Source organism: Paenibacillus sp. YIM B09110 (assembly GCF_037167145.1).
Lineage (GTDB): Bacteria > Bacillota > Bacilli > Paenibacillales > Paenibacillaceae > Pristimantibacillus.
This window is the reverse complement of sequence record NZ_JBANSP010000002.1, coordinates 101,146-124,581: the sequence shown is the minus strand read 5'-3', so window position 1 is coordinate 124,581 and position 23,436 is coordinate 101,146. Positions and strand designations below refer to the sequence as shown.

Annotated in this window: 13 protein-coding genes and 2 pseudogenes; all 15 read right to left on the bottom strand. The window is 48.3% G+C overall.

Annotated features, from left to right (window positions below; translation table 11 throughout):
- Positions 1-28: 28 nt before the first annotated feature.
- Positions 29-856: a carbohydrate ABC transporter permease gene (locus V8F51_RS02835; RefSeq protein WP_337098535.1), complete on the bottom strand. Its 828-nt coding sequence runs from the start codon at positions 854-856 to the stop codon at positions 29-31.
- Positions 853-1,719 carry a carbohydrate ABC transporter permease gene (locus V8F51_RS02830; protein WP_337098534.1) on the bottom strand — a complete coding sequence of 289 codons (867 nt, stop codon included), beginning with the start codon at positions 1,717-1,719 and terminating at the stop codon, positions 853-855. Before V8F51_RS02830 ends, V8F51_RS02835 begins: the two co-directional genes overlap by 4 nt.
- Before the next feature lie 92 nt (positions 1,720-1,811).
- Positions 1,812-3,152 (bottom strand): ABC transporter substrate-binding protein, encoded by a 1,341-nt coding sequence (locus V8F51_RS02825; protein WP_337098533.1) that lies wholly within the window; start codon positions 3,150-3,152, stop codon positions 1,812-1,814.
- A 93-nt stretch (positions 3,153-3,245) separates the two neighbouring features.
- Positions 3,246-4,982, bottom strand: coding sequence for a cache domain-containing sensor histidine kinase (locus V8F51_RS02820; protein ID WP_337098532.1), 1,737 nt, complete (start codon positions 4,980-4,982; stop codon positions 3,246-3,248).
- 41 nt (positions 4,983-5,023) lie between these two features.
- On the bottom strand, positions 5,024-6,511 hold the full coding sequence (locus V8F51_RS02815) for a response regulator (protein WP_337098531.1): 1,488 nt from the start codon (positions 6,509-6,511) through the stop codon (positions 5,024-5,026).
- 322 nt (positions 6,512-6,833) lie between these two features.
- Complete coding sequence (locus V8F51_RS02810; protein WP_337098530.1) at positions 6,834-7,997, bottom strand: glycoside hydrolase family 43 protein; 1,164 nt, start codon at positions 7,995-7,997, stop codon at positions 6,834-6,836.
- A gap of 69 nt (positions 7,998-8,066) precedes the next feature.
- Positions 8,067-8,804 (bottom strand): annotated as a pseudogene (locus V8F51_RS02805) (SDR family NAD(P)-dependent oxidoreductase); the annotation flags it as partial.
- Between the two features lie 345 nt (positions 8,805-9,149).
- Positions 9,150-11,408, bottom strand: a pseudogene (locus V8F51_RS02800) (beta-glucosidase family protein); the annotation flags it as partial.
- Positions 11,405-12,403, bottom strand: a complete 999-nt coding sequence (locus V8F51_RS02795; RefSeq protein WP_337098529.1) for an alpha/beta hydrolase — start codon at positions 12,401-12,403, stop codon at positions 11,405-11,407. The gene V8F51_RS02795 and the pseudogene V8F51_RS02800, both read right to left, overlap by 4 nt.
- A gap of 31 nt (positions 12,404-12,434) precedes the next feature.
- The gene (locus V8F51_RS02790) at positions 12,435-15,266 is read right to left on the bottom strand and encodes an alpha-L-rhamnosidase (protein ID WP_337098528.1); all 2,832 of its coding nucleotides are present in this window, start codon (positions 15,264-15,266) and stop codon (positions 12,435-12,437) included.
- Positions 15,263-16,327 (bottom strand): glycoside hydrolase family 5 protein, encoded by a 1,065-nt coding sequence (locus V8F51_RS02785; RefSeq protein WP_337098527.1) that lies wholly within the window; start codon positions 16,325-16,327, stop codon positions 15,263-15,265. The genes V8F51_RS02790 and V8F51_RS02785 overlap by 4 nt, the downstream gene beginning before the upstream one ends.
- Before the next feature lie 94 nt (positions 16,328-16,421).
- Positions 16,422-17,156 (bottom strand): helix-turn-helix transcriptional regulator, encoded by a 735-nt coding sequence (locus V8F51_RS02780; RefSeq protein WP_337098526.1) that lies wholly within the window; start codon positions 17,154-17,156, stop codon positions 16,422-16,424.
- Positions 17,157-17,179: 23 nt separating this feature from the next.
- Positions 17,180-18,559 (bottom strand): MFS transporter, encoded by a 1,380-nt coding sequence (locus V8F51_RS02775; protein WP_337098525.1) that lies wholly within the window; start codon positions 18,557-18,559, stop codon positions 17,180-17,182.
- A gap of 170 nt (positions 18,560-18,729) precedes the next feature.
- The gene (locus V8F51_RS02770; RefSeq protein ID WP_337098524.1) at positions 18,730-21,531 is read right to left on the bottom strand and encodes a glycosyl hydrolase; all 2,802 of its coding nucleotides are present in this window, start codon (positions 21,529-21,531) and stop codon (positions 18,730-18,732) included.
- 69 nt (positions 21,532-21,600) lie between these two features.
- Positions 21,601-23,364, bottom strand: coding sequence for an extracellular solute-binding protein (locus V8F51_RS02765; protein ID WP_337098523.1), 1,764 nt, complete (start codon positions 23,362-23,364; stop codon positions 21,601-21,603).
- Positions 23,365-23,436: the final 72 nt, after the last annotated feature.

Below are 23,436 nucleotides of genomic sequence, written 5' to 3'. Positions count from 1 at the left end.
TGAACCGTTTTTTGCTTTTTTTGCGAACCTAGCCTTTGACCGATCCAGCTGTCATTCCCGCAACGATGCGTCTATTGAACAGTAAGAATAAGATGAGCGGCGGAATCGTGATCAGCAAAATATTCATAAATAATAAGTTGTATTGTGTAGTGAATTGGCTTTGGAAATTATACAGCGTAAGCTGAACCGTTACGTTTTTGGAACCCGGCAAAAAATATAATGGATTCGTAAAGTCATTAAAAATATTAACGGCAGACACGACGACTACGGTTGCCGTAACCGGCTGCAACAACGGGAGAATAATAGAGAAAAACAAACGCATGCCGCTGCTGCCATCTATGACAGCCGCCTCGTCCACCTCACGCGGAATAGCAGCCATAAAGCCCTTATACAGCAGTACGGCAAACGGAAAACTTAAAGCGACTTCAATTAAAATAAGGCCTAACATCGTTTTGAATAAACCAATGCCGTCCATAACCCAGATCGTTGGCACAATGGCCGGCGGGATGATTAGACCTGCCAAGATGAGAAAGTTCATGAACGGAGTCAACCGGTCTTTACGACGCTGCAATACATAGGCAGCCATGGCGGCCAAAACAATGAGTATAATAATCGATACTAACGTTAGCAGCGTACTGTTGAAAAATGCGCGAATCAGCATATAATCTCTAGCTTCAATGACTGCCTTCATGTTCTGCCAAAAGTACGTAGTGGATGGCCAAGTCAGGTTCAGTAGTGAAGCTTCTTTGGCATCTTTGCCGCTATTCACGATGATAAAGTAAAACGGAATCCAGAAAGCAACGATGGAGAACAAAACTCCGATTAGTTCTAGCGCTAGCTTGCGTACCTTTCTCACAAGTCTACCTCCTTACGATTCAGGTACGTATACAGCGGAAATACGAGTGCGGTAACGACGAGGAACAGGATGACGTTTCCAGCTGTAGCAAGACCATAAAATCCGCCTTGATATTGCTTATAAATAATGGACGCGATCAAGTCGGTCGTAAATCCAGGACCGCCTTTCGTCATAGCCCATACAAGATCGAATGAACGCAAGCCGCCAATAAAGGCCAGAATGATGACCGAATTCGTAGCTGGACGGCTTAATGGAACGATGATATTCCAAAACTTATGCCACCCGTTCCCGCCGTCAATCTGAAGCGCTTCATAATATTCGTTCGGTATCGAGAGAATGCCGGCAATATAAATAACAGTCGCGAACCCAACACCTTTCCATACATCGACCATCGCAACGGATAGCAAAGCGATGCTAGTGTCTCCGAGCCAATCCGGACCTTGAATGCCCATGAAATCCAATGCCGTATTTATGATCCCTTGACTTGGATGCATCATTACGCTGAATACGATGCCGACGGCTATCGTACTTACCAAGGTAGGAAAAAATATAACAGACCGTAAATAATGCTTGGTCCATATATTCGAAGTTAAAAGGACGCCTAGCAATAAACCAATAACAACCTTTAAAGTGCAGGTGACTATTGCATAGATCAACGTATTTTTAAAACCAATGCTAAGCGACTGCTCGTTAAAAAAGGTGATAAAGTTATCGAATCCGATAAACTCCCAGTCCGAGAGGTTCCACCTGGTGAAGCTAAAAAAGAATGACATGATCGTGGGCAAAATAAAAATAATGAAGTAAAGGATGGCAGCAGGCAATAAGAAATAATAAGAATAGGTTTTTTTGAAAATATGGTTCATGAGTATCTCTCCTAAGCTCTTGAAGTGAATCGGCCCTGCGTTTGCGACACAGGGCCGAACCTCCTACTCGAGTTTTCTATCGCTACGCTGGCTTACCAGCCTTCCATGCCCAGTTGTTTAGCCTGTTTCTCAACGTCTTTGTCGTAAGCGGCAGCACCTTCTTGAGCGTTCTTGATGCCTGCGCCTACTTCTACCGTAAGCTGCTCAAGGCTTGGTCCTTTAATCGGAGAGACGAACTCTAACGCAGGCGCTGTTTTGCCCGAATCAAAGTATGGGAGCATTTCCTTCACCAGCGACGGCACGTCATCTGGAATAACCGCATCTTTAATGATGTAAGGACCGACTGGTTTCGATATAGCCGAAATCGCTTGCGTTCCTTCTACGGACGCAATGTAAGCTAAAAATTGCTTAGCTTCCTCGGTATGCTCGCTCTCCTTATAGATGTATGCGGAGGTTGGCATCCATACCGTCAGGCCGTTCTGCGAGGCATCGTCACTTGGCTGAGCAAAAAATCCGATATTTTCGATAAGCTCCGGGAAGTTTTGTGCCATAGTCGGCGTTGCAAGCGAAAGCATCGGATAGTGTGCTCCTTTTCCTTCCGCTAACATTTTCATGCCGGCGTCATAGGTTGTTGCCAGTTTGTCTTTGTTATAAAACCCCTTGTCGTTCAGCTCCTGAAGCTTCTCGAAGCTGCGCAATGCTGCAGGGGTACCTGCGTTGGTCGCTTTATGTGCCGTGTAGTCGTCAGCAAAAGTCGGAACCTGCGCCTGCACGTTGTAGAAATCGGCAAGCACGACAATTTGCGAAGTCCACGTATCTTTGAAGGAACCAATAACCGGGGTAATACCTGCCGCTAATATTTTTTCGTTATTCGCAATCAGCTCCGCCCACGTCTTTGGCACTTCGAGTCCTAGATCGGCGTACACTTTTTTATTGTAGAACCAGCCGCCGGCAACCGTCGACCCTGCAGGCACTCCATAGACTTTGTCATTGACCGCTACGGTTGGCTTGTAAGAGTCGATTACGTTAGCCATAAATGATTCATTCGTCACATCCAGCAAATACTCTTCGGGATTTAGCGCTTTCATCAACGAGCCGGAGTTATAGAAGAACACGTCCGTCATATCCCCTGTTGCCAAGCGGGTTTTGACGAGATTGTCTAACTCCGTTCCCCCTGGACCCGTCTCTAGTTCGATCGTAATGTTCGGCTTCACCTTCTTGAAGCCTTCAATTAATGCATTTGCCGTATTAACCGTATCCTGAGTATTGCCAGTCATAAGCGTAAGCGTGACTTCCTTATCGGCATTCGCGTTTTGCCCAGCGTCGGTGCCGGCATTCTCGTTCGTATTTCCGTTCCCGCATGCGGATACGGTTGCAGCTACAAGAAAAGCACTTAGTATACTTGCCCATCTTTTTTTATTAATCACATGCATGTTCTTTCCCCCTGTACGTTTGCTCGAAAGCTGCTAGCTTCCTGCTGCTTTTATTGTAGAGCGGTACAAGAAATGTTGTAAGCGCTTCATTGTTCAGGTATTTGTTCCGGTTTCTTTAGGTGGCATCGGATTAAATCTCAGAGTAACTTTTGTCCCCACGTCTTTTTGACTCCATATTTCCATCGAGCTGTCCGGTCCATAATACAGTTGAAGTCGCTCTCTCACGTTTTTCAAACCAAAACCATTTTCGACTTGCGATATATCCTTCATACCGATTCCATCATCTTCAATTATAAAAACCACGTAGTGACCTTCTTTGCGGCCAGTCAGTTTAATGGTGCCTTTCCCGATTTTCCTCTCCAGCCCGTGATAGATGGAATTCTCCACAAGCGGCTGCAATAGCAATTTCAACATTTCCATGGCTAAAATAGCATCGTCGACGTCTTCAATGTAGCTAAACCGGTCAGTGAAACGGATGTTTTGAATTTTCAAATAGTGCTGAATGTGTTTTAGCTCGTTATAGATAGGCATCGTTTCTTTCCCCTTATTAAGACTGAGCTTAAAGCTTTCAGATAACGAAACAGCCATATCCGCTACTTTGTAGTTTTTCTCAAGGTACGCCAGCCAGTACATCGAGTCTAACGTATTGTACAAAAAATGAGGTTTAATCTGCGATTGCAAGACGCGGAGTTCCGCTTCCTTCTCCTTCAATTCAGAATGAACCAGCTTCTCGTTCAGCTCGTCGTATTCAACTGCGATTCGTCTAAAGGTATTTCCGATTACTCCGACTTCATCCTCGGCAAAAACCTCCGGAAACTGCTTAACCCCTTTCGTCCAATCCAGCATCATCTTTTTTACCTGAAGCAAAGGGCGCGTTATCGTTCCGGAAATGACATAGGATACCGCTATTGCAAACATAGCGAAGGCGGCGGCAATCAAAGTTGTCACCCACCTAATGTTTTTTGCTTCTCCAAGCAGTTCTTTCTTCTGTACCAAATGAAGCAACGTCCATTTCGTCGTCTGATTATAGAAGGAATTAATAACGTACCCTCGCTCCTCTAGCTGTCCTATTACTTTGCTCATTTCTCCGTCTCCTAACGGAATATCGAACGAGCTATTATAGACGGCTATAGGCGTTCCTTCCAAATGATCCAGCGCCATATAGGAGCCATATTCAGCGCCGTTGGCATTAAACACTTTGTGGAATATGGACTTGGACACATTTATGACCAGGATGCCGATAGGCTCTCCGCTATTGCTATCCGCATCACGGAACAACTTAACCGTGGAGAACGTATCGTTCGTTTCACCAAACAAATCGGAAGGCAAATACTCGATCTTCCCTTTATTGGCATAAGCGTTCTTATACCAACCGGACTCCTTGATCCGAGAAACTTTATCCGCTCCCTCATAAGCACCCGCATCATCGGAGCGCCCTGAGCAATACGTTCTAAACTGCAAATCAAACACGCAGATGGACGTTACAAACCGCGTATCCGCATAACTGCTGCTGACCATTCGTTGTAATCGTGTTGTCGTTCTAAGCGTTTGAACATCCGGCCGTAGTTCTGAATTCTGACTATTACTTCTTAGCTCATCTCGAATCTCCTCATTGTTCACAAGTGACCAATGCAAATTTTTGATATTGCGAAAAAGCAAATCTGCGACTTCACTGGACGTTCTTAACTGATCTTTGTTAGATTTTTCGTTCACCGCGATCAGTGCATCGTTCGAAATATTAATCGAAATGAGGCCTAGTAAAATAATAAGCGGCAACGATAACAGGATTATGGCTGCAAGAATCCTGCTGCGAACTCGTTTGAATCTCATTCGGCTCCATATGCTTTTCATTTTCATCACTATCTACATCCTTAACGGGAGGAATGTTTGTCCTTATACTGCCCCGGCGTCATGCCAACCTGTTTCTTGAATATTTCATTGAAATGCCTATGGTTCAAATAACCTGCCTTCACGCTTACTTCATTGACTCGCATACCTTCCAGCAGCATAGACTTGGCGTGTTCAATACGAAGATTCGTAAGGTATTTAATGTATGTGATTCCCATTTGCTCGCGAAAAAGAAGGCTGAAATACGTCGGGTTTAAGCCGACATGCTCTGCTAATTCCTGCAAGTACACATCGTTTCCGTAATTATTGTCCAAATACACAATGGCTTTTTCTACGGCGATATTTTTGTTGGAGGGGCGATTCGCCTTTAGCCAATCCATAACCAGCTCCAGCTTGCCTTTCAACCAAATAATCATTTCTACTCTTGTCTGCATACCGCTCAGTTCCTGATGCGGGATAATCATCCCGGGCAACTGAATATCGCGATCAACATCCTTTACGACTTCAATTCCGCGATACACCAACTTTAAAATCTCATGTTCGGCTTTTTCAGGATCGAGCTTTTGTGTCTCCATCCATACCTCGAACGACTCCAATCCCTTGTCCAAGGCATCCTTATCCAATGTCCTTAGAGATAATACAACTGCTTCTTCGTGCTTGCTTAAATCGTTCGTATAATCCGTATTTCCTTCTATGTCATGAATACGGATCCATCCGGTTTCCTTCATAAATCTGCCGTAGCGAAGTGCGCGTAATGCTTCACGATAACTCTTTGGTGCGTCACTAACGGAAGCATAGGTTCGGCCAGAGCCGAATAACACTGTACTTTCGTTAGACCACTCCATCAACGTTTCCCAGAATGGCTCTGTCGGTATCTCGTGATGAACCATAACGGCGAGACGTTCAGCGCCATTTGATACATGAATAATATTGCTCATCAAATTTCCGGTAAATTCATCGCTTTTATCGTTAAAAGCCAGGACGGTAACGCCTTGTATCCATTCGGAATTTCCATGCAATTGAGTCCATTTTTCGAGCGCGTTCCCGCCGATCAATAATAAATCAAGAGTTGCTTTTTCAAGCAAGTCCATATGATTTTCTTCCAGTTTGGATTTCATGGCGCTAACCTCGTATTGATGAACGATGCGTTTAATTGTTTTTTCGATTGCGCTCTTGATTTTATCTACCGTTACCGGCTTTTCCAAGTAATCGACTACGCCAAGCCCTATAGCGCGGCGAACATATTCAAATTCATTAAATCCGCTAAAAACAACAAACATCGTATCCGGCGCTTCCATTGAAATTAATTCGATTAATTCAAGGCCGTCCATGCCAGGCATTCGAATATCCGTAAGTACAATATCAGGGCGCAACTCACGAAAAATCCGAAGCGCCTCAATTCCATTGTCGGCCGTTCCAACCAGCTCGATTCCATAGCTTTCCCAATCAATTACCGCTCTCAGCGCCATCAACACAATATTCTCATCATCAAAAACAACAGCCTTAAGCATGCCATTATTTCCTCCCTTGTTTTTGATTAGCGTACTTTTTTAATTCACCATGGTTTTATTCATCGTAACTTACATAGGCTGTTTCATATACAGCTAATTATTCAGGTTTTTGTTCTGTTTTTTTTAGGTGTTATTCAGCTTTAGTAATGAATGACAATAAAAAAATAGTTGTCTATGTCTTTAGAAATCAGACATAGACAACCATATTGAAACACAAAAATATTTGGCATCTCCGATGAGACGACCAATATACGGCATCATTTGACACCTGCATTCAACAGGCGAACCGGTATTCAGCTTCGCCATCCGTTCGTTAAGTTACTTATACGACAAAAAGATTGCCGTTTGCCTCCCTAAGTCTGATAAACATCACACGCTCGTTTGGCGTGTCGTTAGGTGAATGCAATGCCAGCATCAACTCTCCATCGAATGATTTGAATAACATCCCATGGCCTCCATCACCTTCGAACAACGGATTTTCATTTTGTATCCATGGTCCTTGGATCTGACCGGACTCCGATTTTGCGATCGCTTGGGCATATTTTCCGTCTTTGAAGCTAGACCAAAGCATTAGCAAAGTTCCATCTTTGCAGCGATGCATGAAAGGTCCATCAGTGACATAGAAAGGAACGCCGGGATTGATCTCGCTCACCCACGTTGCTTCCGTAGCCGCGAATAAAGTAATGGGGTCACCGACCGAGCCGTCCAATGATTCAGTTAGTCGTATCGCGTCAATGGTTCCATTCTCAATTTGCGTCCATTCGTGACAAAACACCATCCAAGGCTGATCGGTTTCATCAATATACAACGTTCCGTCAAGACATTCCCAATCTTTAGGCGTTACCGGCATATTGCTATGAGGGCGGAACGGACCAATTGGCTCGTTTGAAACCAAAACCTGTGTTCCCCTGGCAAATTCGTTTGCTTTGAACGAAGCAAGCATATAATACTGACCTTTGTATTGGTGAACTTCCGGGGCCCAGTAGTTCATGGTTGCCCAGAAATCAGGCTTCGGCCGAAACGCGGGATACGGTCCTTCCCACTGGTCCAAGTCTTTACTTCGGTAAACATCGAAGCCTCGGCCTGGTCCGTTCCAGGTATCTCTATCCGTTGTCCCATATAGGTAATAAAGTTGATCAGACTCGTTACGCAGAACGAACGGATCGCGAATTTGAATAAGTTCTTTTGACTTGATGGTGACATCTTCTCTAATCGTTTGCAGGATTTTATTTGTTTTATTATCTGCATTCGTCGTTATGACACTGCTCGATTCAAACGTAATCATTTTTAAATCAGCAACGATTGCGGCAATCATTTCTTCAGATAGATTCGCCTGAGGAAATGCAGCCAACAATTTGAGTGAAAACGAAGCAGCCGAGCTAATCATTGCGTTTGTCGTAATTGTCGGCAAATGTTTTTCAAGTACCTTAACCGCATCTGCATTGGACAAAAGATCTGCAAGCTTGGTATTTTCATTGAAGTTCATTCGGATCCCCTCCGTTATATTCATTCTCTTCAATGCTTTTTCTTCTATTACCACATGAGGCTTTGAATATTACAAAGTCAAGCCGCCGTCCACCGCAACGATTGAACCTGTCATATAACTTGAACTGCCGGATGCGAGGAATACGACCATTTCCGCTAGCTCTGCAGGTTCAGCGAAACGTCCGATACGCATGTTCGGAAACTCTTCCGGGGTGTAGCCGCTGTCTTGCATCATAGCTGGAACGGCTTGCGTCAATGCCGTGTCAACGCCTCCCGGACATATCGCATTGATTCGGACGCCTTTGCGCACATACTCTATCGCCGCTGCCTTCGTGAGTCCAATTACCGCATGTTTGCTTGCGGTGTAGGCAGCCATACTATGCTCCGCGCGCAGTCCCGCAGTCGATGCCGTATTGATGACAGAGCCGAAGCCTTGTTTTGCCATTACTTTAAGAACATGTTTTAAGCCAAGAAATACACCCCTGACGTTGACGTTCATAATACGCTCATACTCGGCAAGCTCGATGTTCTCAAGCATGGAAAACTTCTGCAGCACACCCGCATTGTTGAAGAACGCGTCGATTCTTCCGTACGTTTCGACTGCTGTATTCACATAACGTTCGACGTCATCGTTATTCGAAACGTCGGCTTGCACGAATATTCCTTCGCCGCCTTGCTCGCGAATAAGAGCGAGTGTTTCCTCTCCAGTAGCCGCATTGAAGTCAACAGCCACGATTTTATAACCTGCTCTGGAAAGCTTCAGCGATGCAGCGCGGCCGATACCGCTTCCTGCTCCTGTTATTACGGCAACCGACCCATTTGGAACCATTAAACCAAGATTGTTGGAGGTGTCCGTCTTAGCCCCGGATACTGTCCCAGCATCCTGTACGCCTAATCCGGCCAAGTCCGCTACGATCGCAGCTATCAACTCCTGCGGCATATTCGCTTGGGGAATTGCCGAAAGCTGCTTGAGCGATAATCCTTTTCCCATACTTGCCATCGGGTTCGTCGAAATTCCCGGAAGATGCTTCTCAAGTACAGCAACGGCCGCATCGTTAGCCAACAAGTCGCCCAGTTTCGAATTTTCATTGTAACTCATATGATCTCCTCCGCTCTTATGCTGACGCTCTTGTTTTCCTTGTTCGCTTTGTACAGCTTGATTAAACTGTTCAACTAACATGCCAAGCGTATCTTCGGTCATTGCTCCCCCACTGAAAGACAGTAATGCTCGCAAGGGTAAATATTTCATCGATGCAGCCATCATTTCTGGAGATACCGCATCGGATGGAGTTGCTGACGAAGGAGCCATACTTTGCAAATGGGCAAGAATCGGGAGCGTCTTGGCATTTCCCATCAGCTCGCCAATCGTCGTGTTCCGATGAAAAGCAGGAATGATTTCGGTCGTGGAATGCAGCTTCAGGACCGCTCTAAGCGCAATTTCACGAGATGAGCTGCCTACTGCGATTTCATACTCGCCCGTTTCCGCATGCCAATCTTTTATATTTGTGTTGTAAAAGGCAAAGCTTCTTTTATCCAGCGTAAATGTAACTCTTTTCTCCTCGCCGGGTTCTAATGCCACTTTCACAAAACCTTTGAGCTCTTTTTCTGGTCGAATGACACTTGAATGGCGGCTTTTCACATATAACTGAACGATTTCTTTGCCGAAAAGCACTCCGGTATTTTTGACAATAACGCTGACTTGCACGGTATCTTGGTCGGTTATTTCGTTTTTAACAAGATCAATCCCGGAGTATGCGAAGGTCGTATAACTTAAACCGTGACCAAACGGGAAGAGTGGATGGATGTCCTTTGCTTCATAATATCGATAACCGACAAAAACTCCTTCTCGATATTCCGTCCGGTCCTCTTCACCAGGAAAGAAGGGATGTGCGGGACTATGCTTTAAGTTTTGAGGAAACGTTTCGGCGAGCTTACCGCTCGGATTGGCGTCACCAAACAATAAGTCAGCAATTGCCCCTCCAAGCGCCTGGCCTCCAAGGTAGGCTTCCAATACGGCTTTAACATTGCCCAGCCATGGCATGACAATTGGGGAGCCGTTGCTTAAAACCACAACGATATTGGATTGGACGGTTGCGATTTGCTCGATCAGCTCAATCTGGTTAGCCGGCAAATTTAAATGTGTACGATCGTATCCTTCGGATTCGTAACGGTCAGGTAGCCCTACAAACAAAATCGCAGTGTCGGATGCAGCTGCTGCTTGCTTGGCTTCGTTCAGTAAATCTTGAACGCTTTCGTCCGCTTCGATAAGATATCCTTTGGAGTACATAATTTCCGCGCCTGCCGCTGATTTTCCGATTTCATCTTTTATGTTGTCGAGCTTCGTAGGATTTATATGAGAGCTTCCGCCGCCTTGATATCGGACTTGCTCAGCCATTGCCCCGATTATTGCAAGCTTGCCTGTCTTGTTAAGCGGCAGCAAGTTATCGTCATTTTTAAGCAGTACCATGGAATCCCGAGCGATTTCGCGCGCCAACTGATGATGCTCTTCTTTGTCGTAATTCGTACCTGTTTTTCGGTTGTCAACCGCTTTGAATATAACGGTTAGCAATCGAATGACCGCCCGATCAAGAGCCTCGATGGACAGTTTCCCACTTTCCACGGCATTTGCGATTTTGCTTTGACTGATTCCACTGCTGGATGGCATCTCTAATTCCATTCCAGCAGCGACGCTGTCCACTGCTTCATTGACCGCGCCCCAGTCGGATACGACGATTCCTTCATGACCCCACTCTTCCTTAAGAATGCCTGTCAGCAGTTTCTCGTTCTCCGAGCAGTATGTGCCGTTCAACCGATTGTAAGCTGACATGACCGTCCATGGCTGAGATTTCTTAACCGCGATCTCGAAACCGGTCAGATAGATTTCTCTCAGTGTTCGCTCATCAACGATTGCATCCGTTGTCATGCGGCGATGCTCTTGATTGTTGACGGCGAAATGCTTCAGAGACGTGCCGACTCCTTGACTTTGTACGCCCTCGATATGCGCAGCAGCAAGTTCGCCAGTCAAATATGGATCTTCCGAGAAATATTCGAAGTTTCGGCCGCATAGCGGGGAACGCTTAATATTCGCGCCAGGACCGAGCAGAATATCGACGCCTTCAGCTTGGCACTCTCGTCCCAATGCTTCGCCGAGTCTCCTAATCAGATCTCGGTCCCACGAACTAGCTAATCCGGCTGCTGTAGGAAAGCAAGTCGCCGGTACGCTTGCGTTCAACCCTAGGTGGTCAGAGTCGCCAGCCTGTTTGCGCAAGCCATGTGGTCCGTCCGTTAGCATAATAGACGGAATGTCTAATCGATTGATTGACTTGGTCATCCAGAAGCTTTCTCCGGAGCAAAGGCTTGCCTTTTCCTCCGTCGTCATGGCTGCAACCAGTTGTTTGATCTTCGTATTCATTGGGTGACTCCTTTCATTGGAATAGCTCTTAGCTCCTGATCCAACTCACTAAGTTCAGATTCTGATAATAATTGTCCTCCGTAATCGATGATCACCCGCAGAGAAATGCCCATGGCTTCCTCTAGTTGAGGACTGCTCTGCAGAATAGGGAGCCTTGCTGCAAGAACCTGCTTGCATAAAGGATTTTTCCACAGCACGCCAAGTTGAACGTCTACGGAGTATTCTTTGAAATCTTCATTCAGTACAACATCTAAATCATGATCGAATTGACCGAACACATTGCTAAGCCAGCTAACGCAGAGACCGAACCACCGCTCCGCGTTGGAATCCGTCATCGACCGCAGCCCGCCTGAAGTAAATGGTTTCGCAAGTGACAAGCCGTGGCTGCCTCTCTGAAAGATATGCAGCTCGAAGGGGACCTTTTCCCGTTCCATAGCGGAGGCCATCGCGAGCGCATTGCCAACAGGTATAAGCGCATCCTCATAGGTATGGAATATAAAGGTAGGCGGAGTTTGATCGTCGACGGCTTGGTCCACTGCCGGAATCGGAGCAGGGAGTATCCCTCCCATCGACTCCAATATGCAAGGATATCCCAAAATCATGGCATTCGGACGGATTCTTCCCATTGTCCCTAGTGCGGCGGCCAAGTGGCCTCCAGCAGAGAAGCCGCATACCGCTACTTTGTCCGGATCGACGTCCCATTCCTCGCTGCGTTCTCGAATGATTTTGAGCGCTTCCTCAGCGTCATTCAGCGGCTGCGGAAACGCAGCCGCTTCTCCGAGCGAATACCGTAGTACGAAAGCTTGATAACCTTCCGCTAGGAACGCCATAGCGATCGGCTCGGCTTCCCTGTCCGAGCACACTCGATATGCCCCGCCCGGACAAATCAGGACTGCCGGACGAATACGGGTATTCGGCATCTCAGGGGATGATTCCAGCAAATAAGTCGTTAAGGTTACGTTAGCGTTCTTTAAAGATATCTTCGACGTTCTCACGTTTTAGTTCCCTCCTTCCTTCACCGCCTATTCAGACGGTAATTTCCTTCAGCTTGACATCAAGATCGTCTAGCATCGACGCTTCCATCGGATAGTAGGCGGCGAGTTCACGAAGCGAGGCGTCCCCTATCGATGCACCCAGCGTATCCGGATTCAGCTCTATACCAGGAGGTAGTAGTGTTACGATCAGAGCGAGTGCCTTCTCGTGACGCAACAATTCAGCAAGTGGCACATGAGTGCTCAGCCTTTTGATATAGCTCTTCGTCGGCGTGTAATGGATCAAGTAGCTGCCGCTTACCAGGTCCAGCACCGTCTCCTCCCCGTTTTGGTCGCCGCGGATACCGCTGCCATCGAGTGCTTTACCGTTAATCATGATCGCCTCCGCTTCCGCACGGGGTAAGCGGACTGATGCCTTCGCGTTGAACGGTATCTGGAAGAAGAACGTGAGGTTCCCCTCTTCATCGAACGACCATTCGCTTTTGTAGATACCCGATGCTGAAGCGACTTTTGCCTTGGCCCACCGTAAGCGGAAGTCCGGTTGCGGAGCGAGCACGGTGTATCGGAAGCCCGGTGCCTCCTCCGTCGGGTTGATCCCAGCTACGGTCCGGTACATCCACTCGGCAATGGCGCCGTAGGCATAGTGATTGAGCGAGTTCATACCGGTACTGCTGATCGAGCCGTCCGGCAAAATGGAATTCCAACGTTCCCAGATGGTCGTAGCTCCGAGCTTTACGGCGTAGAGCCAGCTCGGGTAATCGTCGTTCAGAAGAAGCGTGTATGCTAGGTCGACGGCTCCGTTATCGGACAGTGCGCTGTTCAAGTACGGCGTTCCTACGAAGCCGGTTCTCAGATGGTTGCGGTCTTGCCGCAACCGCTTGTTCAATCCTTCCGCAACTCTCGGCTTGAATGCTTCCGGTACGAGATCCATGTACAGAGCTACCGCGTATGCGGTCTGCGTATCAAGCGCCAAACGACCGTTCTTGGAGAAGAACTCATTTTCGATCGCAGCCTTAACCTCATCGGAAATTCGGCTGTAGTACTCGGCGAGCTCGTTCATCCCCAGCACTTTCGCCGCTTTGGCCGTCAAGCGAGAGGAGTAACAATAATAGGCCGATGCAATAAAGTCGGTGTCGGTGCCTCCCATCGGGGAGTCGGGATTGCTGCCGTCAAGCGCCAGCCAATCGCCAAACTGGAAACCGACCGTCCACAGTCTCCTGCCGCCCGATTCCTCGTCTGCACGAATGATAAAATCTACCCAGCCCTTCATGCTGTCGAACTGATTCTCCAAAATTGCCTTGTCTCCGTAATGGAGGTAGACATTCCATGGAATGATCGTGGCGGCGTCCGCCCAAGCGCTGGAGCCGCCTCCCTGCACGTTCGTCGCTGGAACGACCATCGGCACCATCCCGCCGCGAGTCTCCTGCTCGAGCCCCATATCATAGCCAAACTTACGGTAAAAGGCGTATGAATCCATATTGAAGCACGCCGTTCCCGAGAATACCTGCGCGTCTCCTGTCCACCCCATCCTCTCGTCACGCTGCGGGCAATCCGTCGGGACGTCGAGGAAGTTCCCCTTTTGTCCCCATAGCGCATTCAGGAAGAGCCGGTTCACAAGCGGATCGCTCGTCTCGATGCTTCCGGTCTCTTCTAAATCGGTGTACAGCACGCAGCCGATGAAGTCATTCGGATCTAGCTCGCCCCGCCAGCCTTCCACCTTGACGTAGCGGAACCCGTAGAACGTGAAATAGGGACGTACCCACGCATCGCCTCCATCCGCGGTGTACACGTATTCGGCCTTCGCTGTGCGAAGATTGTCGCGGTAGAAGTTGCCTCCCTGCAGCACTTCACCATGCTGGAGTCGAATAACGGTTCCCTTCGGGGCTTGCGTGCGGAACCGGATCCAGCCAACCATGTTCTGTCCCATATCAAGCACCGTCTCGCCTGCGGGAGTGCGGATGATCTCGATCGGCTTCAACTCTTCTTTGACGACAACAGGTAAGCTTAGCCTCGCTGTCAACCTTTCATAGCCGAGATCGCATTCACGTACCGCGAACCTCTCTTCGGAATCGAAGGTCGCATCATAAATTTCTCCATCGTACAGATTGCCGCCAACCACTTTGCTTCTAGCAGCCGTCCAAGTAGGATCGGAAAAGATGACATCCGTCTTTCCGTTCCGGTACGTCACGCGGATTTCGCATAGCAACGCAAATTCTTTCCCGTACAGCTCGGCCGAATAACCGTCAAAGCCGAATCTTCCTTTGTAAAGCCCGTTTCCGAGTTTAACGTCGACTCGGTTGTCTCCTGCTAGAAGCAGCTTCGTCACATCGTAGGTTTGGTACTGCAGCCACTTGTCGTAAGCATTAAAATGAGGAGCCAAATACTCATTCCCGGCCTTTACGCCATTCAGTTCTATCTCGTATAAGCCAAGTCCGCAGACGTAAGCGCGCGCGGAAACGATATTCTTCTGCAACTCGAACGACTGGGAAAGCACGGGATGAATTTCATTGTCCATCTCCGGAACAATCCACTTTCCAGTCCAAGATTCATCTAACTTCGCCGTCTCGAACCATGCGGCCTCGCTGACGGCGTGATCGCCATTGTCTGCCCAGACTTCAACTCGCCAATAGTATCGTGTTCTCGGCTCCAGCTTGATCGGCAGCTCGAAAGCGAGACTGTCGATGTCGTCCCGTTTGCCGCTGTCGTAGAGGGCAGTTGCGAATGATTCATCTAAGGCGACTACATATCTGGCGGCCGTCTGCGACCTAGCCTCGGTCTCCTCAACCAAGTAGGAGAAGCGAGGGCGATCCAGCGAGAATCCAAGCGGATTATACATTCGATTTGTTTTAAGCTTTGTAATTTTCATATGTTTTCTTCCTCTCGTTCATATTCAGATACTGTTCCATCCGTGAGCAGCCGTATCAAATCTTCTGAAACGACCTCCCCGTTCTCGTCCACGAGACCGAAATCCATCGCCTTATACGTCCAGCAGGCGCTCCCGATCCCGTTGTCTCTCAGAAAACGGACGACTTCTCTTGTCCAATTCACACGGCTGACGGGATCTGCAACCGCCACAGAACCAAACTCGCCGCAATACAACGGAACTTCGTGGGCGGACTGGAACTCTCGCGCCTTGTTCAGGTGAGCGAGCAGTAGCTCACGGTTCATCTTCTGGCCATCCAGCTCCCGAACGTATTCGTATTGCGGATGTTTGTGAATAAATTCAGGAATACCTGTTACTTGGCCAGGGAAATAGAGCGCCTTATCGTAATCGCGGAGCACGTCCACCCATTGCATCCGTTGGTGCGTGAACAGATAAGGTTCGTAAAAGTGAAAATTATAAACGATGCGGCCGTCCTCGATCAGGCTCAAGTTCCTCAGCTCGCCCACCGCATTGTAGCGGTTCCCGCCCACAATAATCCAGCGAGCTGAATCCGATTCGCGAACGGCCTGTACAAGCCGAGGATAAAGAACATTCCACCTTGAACTGTCGTCCTCCACCACTTCATTGAGCAGTTCGAACAGCAAATTCTCTCCTTCGTGAGAATATCTATCCGCGATCGCTTTCCAGATCCCAATCAATCTCTCCTGCATTCTTTCGTCTTCAAACAAAGTGTTATCGTTCTCGAAAAAGCCGTAACCAGGAGCTTTGTGAAGGTCGAACACGACATTCAGGCCGTACTCCGAGCACCAGGATAGAAACCGGTCAATATAGCGGAACCCTTCCTCCTTATAGATGAAAGGAGCGGCATCGTCCTCAAGCAGCGGATAATCAACGGGAAGTCGAATATGATCGAAGCCCCAGGACGCGATGCGCTCCACGTCTTCTTTGCTGATGAAGGTATCGAAATGATTGTTGCTAAATGACGGATATTGCGAGAGCCAGCCACCTACATTTACGCCTTTGCGATATCGGTTCATGATCATTAATAACTCGTCCTCCTTTACAGTGGGTACTATTTCACTGTAAACGAGAGCAAGTATGGAAACGATGGGCAATCGCGCCATTCTACGTTTATGTTCAATAACGATACTGGAGCCGGAAAGCGGCAGGCGTCACCCCGCAGCGATTGCGGAAGAGACGATAGAAGTGATGCATATCGCTAAAGCCAACCGTCTCTGCGACCATTTGAACACTCAAATTAGTGAACTGAAGAAGTGCGCAGCTATGTCGGAGCCGAATTTCCTGGAGCATCTGCACGAAGGAGCGCCCGGTCAACGATTTGAACATTCGCTGAAAATGACGGCTGCTCATCGCCACGACTCGACTGATCTCGGCGACCGTTAGCGGGTTCATGAAGCGGTATCCCATTACATTGAGCGCTTGACGGATCGGCGAGTCGTCACTTTCGCATGGCTGCAGGACTGCTCCTCCCGGTTCGGACAGAAGCAACTCCAGAAAGCGTGTCCAGTGACCGCACCTTCCTTGCAAAGCTTGATTTCCCGTGTGATTTTCTAGCAGACCGATTAATAAATGCTTAAATTCCGCTTTCTTACCGTTAATAATCGTCCATCTCATCGGCACAAGAGGGGCTGCCATTCCTAGCGTTTCAGCTGCGACCCGATACCGGATCACTTCCACCGCAGTTGTCGCAGGAGAGGAAGTTTTTTCTTCCGTCGACACAGGGACGATGTACAACTCGCTGCTGGTTGCCCGAATCTTATGGTCTCCTACAATCAATAATCCGGAGCCGTTCTCTATGAGGAGAATATCGATCATCATTGGTTCGATCAAAGCAGGGAGAAAACTACTCATTGGCCCCACTCCTTTCAAAAATCTTATTCATTCCCAATAGGTGGTTCGAAAGTATCGTTTTTTCTTCGGTCTAGATCGTCAAGAACTCGTGTATATTGCTTTTCCAGCGAAAAGAACATTAGCAATACGGCAATCAAGACGTAAATAACAGCCGGAATATAGAGGTTCAGTGCGATAATCATCTGCGTAGCCCGCTCTCCTTGTTCGGATACTCCTTCTTTGTAATGTCCCCATGCCAACATCCAGCCGATCAAAGCCGTCCCGAGCGCTGCCCCCATTTTCCCGCCGAAGCTGCTCACGCTATTCGTCATTCCGACAATACGCTGCCCGTACTTCCATTCCCCAAACTCAATCGTATCCGCCGTAAGCGGCGTCAATACAACCATCAGTGGAATCATGCCGAACGATTGAAAGATAGAACCGACAAGACCAAGAGGAATGCTCTCTGTATCAATCAGACGAAGAAGAATGCCCAGTATGCCGATTATGAGACCAATGATAGCTGTGTTGCGTTTACCTATTCGCTTCATCACTGGCCCCGACAACAGAAATACAGCCACGACGGGAATAAGACCTATTCCACCCATAATACTGACTAGATTAACATCGCCCCAAATGTACTTGGCATAGTAGGTGCCTGTTGTCCCTGACATCGCGAATAAAATTTGAGACAACCCTCCGACGGCGAATATAATCAGCCAATATCGATTTTTTAACAACAGCTTAATAGAGGTACCCATCGATAACGTCTTTTTGATATCGCCTGCCTGCTTCAGTTGCTGTGTATTGTACTTCTCCTTCGTGGAGCGAAAAGCAATATAGACGCCGCATGCTGCAATGACCGCGAATAAGGTTGCCAGAAACGTCCAATCATTCTGGCCTCCACCCATCAGGTTCACGATCGGGATGAATCCAATAGCTACTACCATCCCTGCCAAATAGCCGAAACCAGCCCTGTAGACGCCCATCAGCCCCCGATCCTCCGAACTACGCGTCGTCAATGCCATCAAGCTGTTGTATGGAATGGAGAGAGGGGTAAAGACGAACACGAAGAACAGTACGTTTGTCGCTACCGCGTAAGCAATTTTCGCATCATGTCCGATATCCGGTACGGAGAACAACAGTACGATTGAAACAAATAAAGGAATAATCGTCCAAAGCAACCATGGCTTCGCTTGGCCGTGCTTCGATCGGGTTCGATCTACGAGAGCGCCCATGGCGATATCGGCGAATGCATCTACTGCCTTCGTCATCAGCATAACGGTACCGACGAGTCCGGCCGATACTCCGACGATATCCGTGTAGTAATAAGTAATCATGCCTAGCAATCCGGTTGCGATATTCAAGGAGAATTGGCCCATCGCGTCTCCCATGAGCGACTTATGCGACAACTCACGACTCATATGATGCCCTCCAGTTCTGACTAAAGTTAGCCTAATTCAAGTGTACAGGAGGTACCTGAAGCCTTATATAACGCGTTCTAAAGGTTGGATAATCGAATCTTAACTTGGGCCAAAAAGTAACAAAAAAAGCAACAAGTCCAGATTCGCATCCAGCCTTGTTGCTTATAAAATTAATAATAAATAATAACCGGGCCGATAAGTCCGCATTCTTGTTGCTCTCTTTGCGGTTCGTAGACTCGGAGCGCATTGTTCAGCGTCGTCGCTACCTCGACTTCCAACGTATTGTTCTCATTCGTCTTAATATAACTGCCGATCGGAATGCGTCGGTCGAGCTGATCGACCGCTCTCAATGAATGACCGTTGATTGACAGCCGGAAGGTATCGCTTACTTCACCAAGATCGAGCAGTACCTCCTCTCCCTCCCCCGCTGTACGATCCAGCCGAAAGCGTGCGAAGTATCGACTGATTCCCGACTTGTCCTTCAGTTCCGGAATGAGGGTCCATGACTGCAGTTTGTCCAGCTCAAGCTCAATTCGATCAATCTTTGTTTCAGTCGGCTTCTCCCCGGCGCTCCAGCTGTCAACAACAACCGACCATCGCTCCAAGAAGATTTTCTCTTGATATCCGTCAAAAACGTGTTTATCACTCGTCCTCTCTCCGCTCCACTCGTTCGCCACTGCGATCAACGCCGTAGCGTTCGGAGCTAGACGAAGTTTCACGGTAGATTGCTCGGGGCTTTTTTGCTCCGCAACCATAGCGTGAACCGTACCGACCCAAGCGTTCAAACGAAACGGATTTCCAGTTCCTTCGAGCTGCACATCTCCTTCAAATGTTTCCTTCAGGTTGGGATTGTAAAGGTAGTAATAGTTTACGCCATCTTGATAACGCCTCGCGGACAGCAGATGCAACCCGCTTCCAACTTGAACGGCCGGAGATACGGAGAGGCGGGCGAGTGCCTCCACTGCGTCATGCTGGTTCGCGACTTGGCAAACGGAGGGCATCTGCACGAGATGGTCGATTCTCAGGCGCAGATCAGACTCTTCAGCGGCCATTGTTTTCCGATCGCCTCTATAAGACAATACATGGCGCAGAGTTTCTCCGACGATAACGATAGGCAAACCGCTCTCCGCGAAAGTAATGAGACGATTCACTGTCGTCAAAGGCATATCTGAGGGCATCCAGTCTCCAGTTTCCGTGTTCTTACGCATATCAACGAGGATCGCGCGGTAAGCTGGTCCTTTCGATGCCAGCGCAGGTCTACCGTCAAATGTTCCAACCTCAGCCTGTTCCAGTTCCAGCAGGCAGGAGCTGACAAAATCGTATGTGTATCCGGATCGTTCATAAAGAGTAGGATCCGTTCCCATTCCATGATGAATTCCGTCAATATGATGACGATAGATCGCTAAGTCGACCTTCGGGCTGCCGATTCTCAGGACATACTGATTACGGGAGATGTAATTGATGACATCACGAGCATGCAAGGAGTTCGGCTGACGTCCTCCCCATTCGTTGGAGAACATGGATCCCATCAGCGAGATCCCCGGCCACTTGAACATCGTGCCGAAATGCCCTGCAACAGATTGTGACTCGTATGACATGCCATGAAGAATGGCCTGATTAACGCCGCTCGCGAAGCCGCGATGCAGTTGCCAGAGCAAGCCGTAATCCTTGCCGGTCCATGTCTGCTTATAACCGTAGCCCATGACCGCGCCTACCTCGAACGAATAAATCTCCCGATCGGATAAATGAACGGCTCCCGACTGAAGCCGATAACCGTCCGTGGAATCTCCGAACCCAAGCGATTCTGTCTCAGGAATATCCAGCTCAAGCAATCCTGCCGTCAATTCCGTTGATAACCCATAGGTTTGGTAGCGAAGCGTCATTCGATGTCCATTTGCCCAATGTCTCAATACCCTCAAGTGATTGTAACGGAACATATCCGTCAACGTCTGGAAGAAATCGTTGCGGATACGACGATTCACCGTCTGGTCGGAGAAATCGTACTCCGAATCCCCATCCGTTCGGTTGCCTGCCCCCAATTGATACAAGCCTTTTACAAAAAGTGACGGCAGATATGGAGTCAGATCATAGCCTCTCCGTATACGGAATTCATCCAGAAGGCCTGGTGACCAGATCGATACGGCCATCGGCGTAGCCCCATACATGCCACCGAGCATCGTGGCATTAAGTTCGATCGAATCGCAAAACAAGCATCCAGCATTTTGCTCATAGAGATCTCGTATCTCCGAATCCCCCATAAGTCGATCATCCCAGAAGCCCGTTACCGCCTCCGCAGCCGTACTTGAGAAGTGATCAATGACTGGAGCTGCGATGGAATCGTTCATCTGTCCGTTCGTCTGGCTCCAGAAGCCGAACAGACACCATTCGCCTTCAGTAGGAGCGGACCATTCGATTCGCTCATCGACCCTATGAGAGGTTAGGTCGACGGCAGTATCCGTATCAAACGTGAGCAGTTTGCCAATCTCCTCTCCATTGTGTCGTCGGGCGGCCGTTATAGCCACAAGCTTGCAAGGACGATCGCCATCAATCGTATCAGATGCAGGAACAGCTCCTGCATATGTGCCCTTGAACGAAGCCATACCGACATGAAGACCGTGCGTGCAGCGTTCGTCGTTCTTGTCCATAATGACGGGAGTCGCGATCGGCCATAGAGGTCCTACCGTAAAGTCAAGTTGGAAGTCCAAAGGTATGGCGGTCTTAAGCGCCGCCTTCATACGGTTGTTCCACTCCTCAGAACCGAAAGTGTAAGAACCATAATCCGCAGAATCCACATCCTCAGTAGGAATGCCAATAAAATGAATGATTTCCGCTCCTCCATATCCCTTTTCTAACATCCACTCTATTTCCCGCTTGATCTCATCATCGTTCATGAAACCGCCAGGGAGCCACCATCTCATTTTCGGACGATATCGATTTGCCGGACTATTAAATTGCTCGAACATTTCCACCATGCAGATCTGCCTCCTTCTTATAATAAAAATCGGCCTCAGATTTCTCCGAAGCCGAGAACTTACGCTCTGCTATTTCACCGAGTCATACCAATCATTGACTTCTTTCGTAATATCGTCACCGCCTGAAGATTTCCACTTCTCGACGAACGCATCAAATGCATCAACCGTTTTTTTGCCATAGATAATCTCCGTAAACGTATCCATCTGCATCTTCTTAAGCAGTTCATTTCTCGATGACATTGTTGTTGTCGAAGGGCCTTGGAAATACTCTCGAACGTCGGCGTCAGTCTGCGCCGCAATCACGAGCGTAGCTTGATCTGTTATTCTCTCAAGAGGATTGCTGTCCGTCGAGAAGATCGCAGACGTTGCGAAAGCTGCCAAGTCTTTATTACTCAGTTCCTCGCCTCTCGCACGTTTGAGCGTAGATTCCAATAGTTTCGATGAATATACCGTCTGCGAGCCGGAAATCGTATACTTCATCGTTGCGACTTTGCCACCTGGGATTTGGGCCTCATCCATTACGGCTTTGCCGTCTAAGATCGTATAATCATAACCTTCCTGGAAAGCTTTAAAGAGGAATGGATCCTCGGTGTTATACGAATCATAAAGCGCATTCTGATAATGGAAAAATGCTTGAAGCGCCTCGTCGGAAATATCTTTACTGATCAAAATCGCACTCGTATACGAGCTAGCAATCGTTCTCATATTCTTGCCGTCTACACCTTTAGGAAGCGGATACGGTGCGTACATCGCTGTAGGGTTCGATGCTAGCATCAAAGATCCTGGGTAAACCATGACCCAATTCTCGCCGCCCAACATGCCAACCTTGCCAGTCGCTACATTCTCTGCTACTTTATTGAAATCGTGCAGAGCAATATCTTCCGTGATATAGCCCTTCTCCTTCCATTCCCGAAGTTTCACTAGCGTATTCTTAATACCCGGTTGAACAGATCCGTATTGCAACTTGCCGTCCTCTCCCGGATACCAGCGTTCCGGTATCGCACCGAACAATCCGAAGATCCAGGATACGTCTCCTGCCGGGTATCCGATCAACGCATCTTTCATTCCGAAGTCTAACGCTATCGTGTCTTTCTTACCATTGCCATCGGGATCTTTGTTGACGAATGCATCCATAACGGCTTCCAGCTCCTCGACGGTTGTCGGTGCCTTCAACCCCAACTTATCCAACCAATCCTGACGAATCCAGAGCGGTGATTGAGTCCCCATCGTCGGTCTCAATACCGGGAGCGCATATTTCTTGCCGTCCTTCATGAACGGCTGCCATGCTTCCGGTACTTCGGTCATTGCCGCTTTGTATGTTTCGGATGCATATTTCTCGAACGCTTCCCCGACGTCCAAAACTTTGCCCGACTCTAGAAACATGTTCGTCGTGTTCGGCTGCGTAGAGACGAATACGTCTGGCAGCTTGTCTCCTGAAGAAAGCATCAGTTTAAGCTTGGTGTCATAGGATGAATCCGCCGTAGGGGAGCTCCACAATGTTTCCATGTTAACTCCGAGCGTATCCTTCGCCCACCGCGTATGCACGTTGTCGGCGTAAGTCTCGCCGTTCTTGAATTTGGCCGTCGGGTCCTCTCCGCGAACCATCGTAATGGTTACGGCTGGTTCGATTTTACCGTTTACGATATTAAGCTTGTCCTCATTTGCAGCATTTCCGCCGTTACCGGTGCCTGCGCCGTTACCTTCCTTCTCTCCTTTGCTGCATGCCGCCAGCAGCCCTACCATCATCACTACGACAAGCGTCGAAGCGATAAGTCTCCCTTTCTTCCCCATGTTCGAAACCCCCGTCTTCATATAATATAGTTGCTTCTTCATTATAAAAACGCTTTCTTCCGCGAGATATAACGCATCATAAACTTCGAATAACGTTATCTTAACATGGGACTG